This window comes from Parasutterella sp. (assembly GCF_057870745.1).
The window spans coordinates 1-4,084 of the sequence record NZ_DBMALT010000084.1 but is presented as its reverse complement, the minus strand read 5'-3'; the positions used below and the strand labels follow the sequence as shown (position 1 = coordinate 4,084).

Below are 4,084 nucleotides of genomic sequence, written 5' to 3'. Positions count from 1 at the left end.
TTCCGTTTGTTTATTTCGCAAAAATCAACTTTATCGGATCGCCAGCATGTTTGCATTGGGGCTATGTCAATCGTTCAAATTTATTTTGGACAGTAGTGATTTTGATAACAAGTTCAGTCGTGTTCTAGAACTCTTTTTACCAGCCCTCATTATCAAGCAATCTAACTGGTTTTTCGTTAGGAGCAAAACACTCACAAACTATTGTCAGGGGCTACGCATGAATTTATTTGTTAATTAGCGTGGCCAACGCCTCCAGAGCAGCCGTCGGAGACTGCAGCTTAGCCATGATTCGCTTCACGCTTTTAGCCTCTTTGCCGGTTTCGGTTTCCTCTTCTTTTTGAAGTTTTCTGATCATCCCAAGCGCCCATTTATTCAAGAGGACTCTGTTTTGCAGATAGTTAGCGTTTTTGCACTGTGTCCTATCTTGGTAGAAGTTAACATCCAGAACATAGTGGAGGTCATTTTCAATTCCCCAGTGACGTCTAACGGCTCTGGCACATTGTTCTGCGATATGGGCATTCAAGAAGTTCAGAGAGCTAATATAGTAGCGATCAAGAGAACTGATCTCGCCGGTTGTCTTGTTAATGCTCTCTGTCGTAGCTTTAATGATCGTGCCTTCATCCAGCCCTATCCATTTCTTCAATAAGGCTGCAGACAGACAACTTCCCGGAAGCACAGAAATCTTTCTTGTCTCAATTCTTCCATGTCCGAGTTCAACTTTTTCGATCTCCAGCGTGCGGGTTTCGGTGCGATCCACAAAACTTAACTGTATGTCATAAAACAACGATTTGTGGTTCTGTTTCACTGCAAGGCAGTAGTCTGCCTTTCTTTGGATTAAAGCTGAAGCGAACTTTTCCTGCGTATTGAGCGCATCGGTCGTAACAATGCATCCTGCCAAATCGAGCCCCTCAACCATTGAGGCGGCGTGCGTGATCTCATTTTCCTTGCTCCCGATGAGCTTTTGTCCTAAAGCAATTCCATTTTCAGTGTCATAGAAGGTAAGAATGTATTTACCGGCTCTTTCTCCACTTCTTCTGGAGGCTTTGACCGCTTGACCGTCCACTGCAACAATTCGAGAAGTAAATTTGTGAAGCAGCGGTTCTACAAGTCTGCCGTAAAAGCCCTGGAATTGTTCAGGATCTATCAGCATAAGAAGACGCCGAACGGTATCGTGAGAAATGTCCTGCTTAGGAAAGTCTTCAAATACTGTTTCCAGAGCTGCCCGATGGTTGCTCCAATAATCAGCGATTTGAACACAGCTTGTCTGCCCGGACAACGAGCTGAGCAGAGCAACCAAATACACGTACGCCAAAGGATATTGAACCTTCGCAGCCTGACGGGGATCAATGACCTCATTGGACAGAATTTCAGAAGTTTTGTTAACGACATCAGCAGTCGAAGACTTAACCTCCTGCTTCAAATCCTTGATTTGCTGTTTAAGCAGGTAGCTTTTGGCATAAGTAAATACGCCGTTAACGATCGTACCGACCTGGGTACGCTGTTCACGAGATCTTTTGTGTTCCTTACTGTAGTAATAAGTGGACTTGTACACATAGAAGCGTTGTTGTTTCTCGTTCCAGTTGACCTTGCAGCCTTGCGGGATAAGGTCGAGGATTTCCTTGCTGACAGCCATCATGCCACCTATTAAATTATAGACATACATATTATATGTCATATTTCAAAAAAAGTCAATAGTTTTTGTCGACTTTTTAATGAGTTAAGGATGTTTTGTTAAAAATTATGTACGTTCGCCCTGAACTATTGTTTCAGGCCACCTGACTACGCCCCGAAAAACAATTCAAGTCGGAGAAGATTGCTTACAGATGAGAACATTTCCTTTCAAAAGGAACGAGGGTTTACAACTAGAATCACCACAGAATTTTTGGTTACACATAGGTGAATTCAATGCTTTCAAAAGAACAAATCGAACTCGTTACGACTACTGTTCCTGTCCTTCGCGAACACGGTGTAGCCCTCACCTCTCATTTCTACAAAAGAATGCTTTCTCACAATCCGGAACTGATGCAGGTCTTCAATATGGGCCATCAGCGCGCCGGTTTTCAGCAGCAGGCTTTGGCCGGCGCTGTTCTGACTTATGCAGAAAACATCGAAAATCTTAAGCCGCTTTTAGGCGCTGTTGCTCACATTGCCAACAAGCACGTTTCCGTCGGCATTCGCGCCGAACATTATCCAATCGTCGGTAAGCACCTCGTCGCCTCTATTAAAGAAGTACTCGGCGAAGCCGCCACACCAGAATTAATTGATGCTTGGACTGCTGCTTACACACAGCTCGCTGACATCCTTATCGGTGCAGAGAAAAACATTTATGACAAAAACGCTGTTGTTGAAGGCGGCTGGACAGGCTGGCGTTTCTTCAAGGTTGTTGAGAAGTCCAAACAGACAAACAATGTCACTTCCTTCAAGCTGGTTCCGGTTGACCACGGCAAGATGCCTGAAGTTAAGGCCGGTCAGTACATCTCCGTTCGTGTCTTCGTAAAAGGACAGGAACTGATTCAGCCTCGTCAGTACACAGTCGTGAAAGCTGACGCAGCATCCTTCACAATCGCCGTTAAGAAAGTTGAAGCCGAAGAAAAATCTCCTGCCGGTATGGTTTCCAATACCCTTCACAACGACATCCAGGAAGGCGATCTCGTTGAGGTTTCTTTCCCGGTCGGTGAATTTAATCTTCCCGAAAGCGACGGCAGCCTCTGCCTCCTTTCCGCCGGCATCGGCATCACTCCGTTGTTCGCCATGCTGAAAGAAGCGGTGAAGAAAGACCCGACTCGCAAGATTTCTTTCGTTCACGTCTGCAAGTCCAAAGAAGCCGTTCCTTTCTCCGATGAGATCGATCTACTCGTTAAGGAAGGTACTGTGACCTTTGAAGTTTTTGAAACTTCTGTCCACGGTCGTCCTTCTGAAGAATTCTTCAAGCATCTGGCAGGCAAAGACACGGATTTCTGTGTTTGCGGTCCTGTTCCCTTCATGAAGCTTGCTGCTGCTGAACTCGTTAAAAACGGTGTTCCGACAGAAAAGATTCACGCTGAAAAATTCGGTACCGGCGCTATCTAATTTATCCGAACTTTTCTAAAACCTCTCTGCAAGAACTTTAGAAAAGGAAGTAGAAGCCCGAACACCTCGTTTGGGCTTTTCTTTAGACCGAAATTCCAGAAATCTAATCCCCCATTGCAACTAACAATAGGTTGTTTTTAGAATAACACGTTAAATGAGCGAAATTCCCAAGAGGCTCATTAATTTTCAGAGAAGAAACTTCGTGCGGTGAAAATTTGTTTTTGTTATTTCCATGCGCTCGAAGAGAGGTTTCATCAAATATAGGCATAAGTACTAATAAAAAATTTCATTAAGTGAAAATTAAGAATCACAATAAAGAAACTTATGACTAAAAAATGAAATTCATGCCATATACCTAAAATTCAGTAGTATTATTTCCTCAATCTTGCTAATATCTCCATGAGCCTCATTGTTTCTTGAGGAATCGCATCCTCAATTGAATACTCTGATCCTCACCCGATAACCACATCTTCGGAAGAACAATATGAATAAACAGCAATTGATCGAAATTATTGCGGAAGAAAATGAAATAACTAAGGACATGGCTACCCGCACGCTGAATACAATGATTCGCTCTATTATGACATCTGTCAAAAACGGAGAGCCGGTCGTCTTAGTCGGTTTCGGAACCTTCCGCCAGGTAAAGAGGAAAGCTCGTGTGATCTGTAATCCCCATACGGGAGAGAAGCTTGAGCTGAAGCCCCGCAGCGTCCCAAAATTCGTTCCGGGTACTTTATTCAAACAGAGCGTTGATGAACAAAACAGCTAATCACTGCTTTTGTGAACCGGATTAACGCTTATCTTTGATCCCGTAAATTAGATAAACGGTTTGCTCGGGTGAGAATGGTTTTGCTGCCGTTTTAGAAACCCTGAAGAAAGAATCCCTTCAATTTCAAGGTTTCATTTGAAGCACATAATCGAGTAGGGGAAGCTTTCACCTACCCCTCTCACACCACTGGGCATGCGGGTCTCGCACCCAGCGGTTCCAATTAACCTATGCGGGTCGCCTACTTGC

General features: G+C 44.1%; 3 protein-coding genes. 2 read left to right on the top strand and 1 reads right to left on the bottom strand.

Features of this window, described 5'->3' with window-relative positions; translation table 11 throughout:
• Positions 1 to 223: 223 nt before the first annotated feature.
• Complete coding sequence (locus tag ACZND6_RS12680) at positions 224 to 1,633, bottom strand: ISAs1 family transposase (RefSeq protein ID WP_370748373.1); 1,410 nt, start codon at positions 1,631 to 1,633, stop codon at positions 224 to 226.
• A 272-nt stretch (positions 1,634 to 1,905) separates the two neighbouring features.
• On the opposite strand from ACZND6_RS12680, the gene hmpA reads away from it, so the two are divergent.
• Together hmpA and ACZND6_RS12670 are read left to right on the top strand one after the other, a co-directional pair.
• Positions 1,906 to 3,069: an NO-inducible flavohemoprotein gene (gene hmpA, locus ACZND6_RS12675; protein WP_489524766.1), complete on the top strand. Its 1,164-nt coding sequence runs from the start codon at positions 1,906 to 1,908 to the stop codon at positions 3,067 to 3,069.
• A gap of 484 nt (positions 3,070 to 3,553) precedes the next feature.
• Positions 3,554 to 3,838: an HU family DNA-binding protein gene (locus tag ACZND6_RS12670; RefSeq protein ID WP_489524765.1), complete on the top strand. Its 285-nt coding sequence runs from the start codon at positions 3,554 to 3,556 to the stop codon at positions 3,836 to 3,838.
• The last annotated feature ends 246 nt before the right edge of the window (positions 3,839 to 4,084 follow it).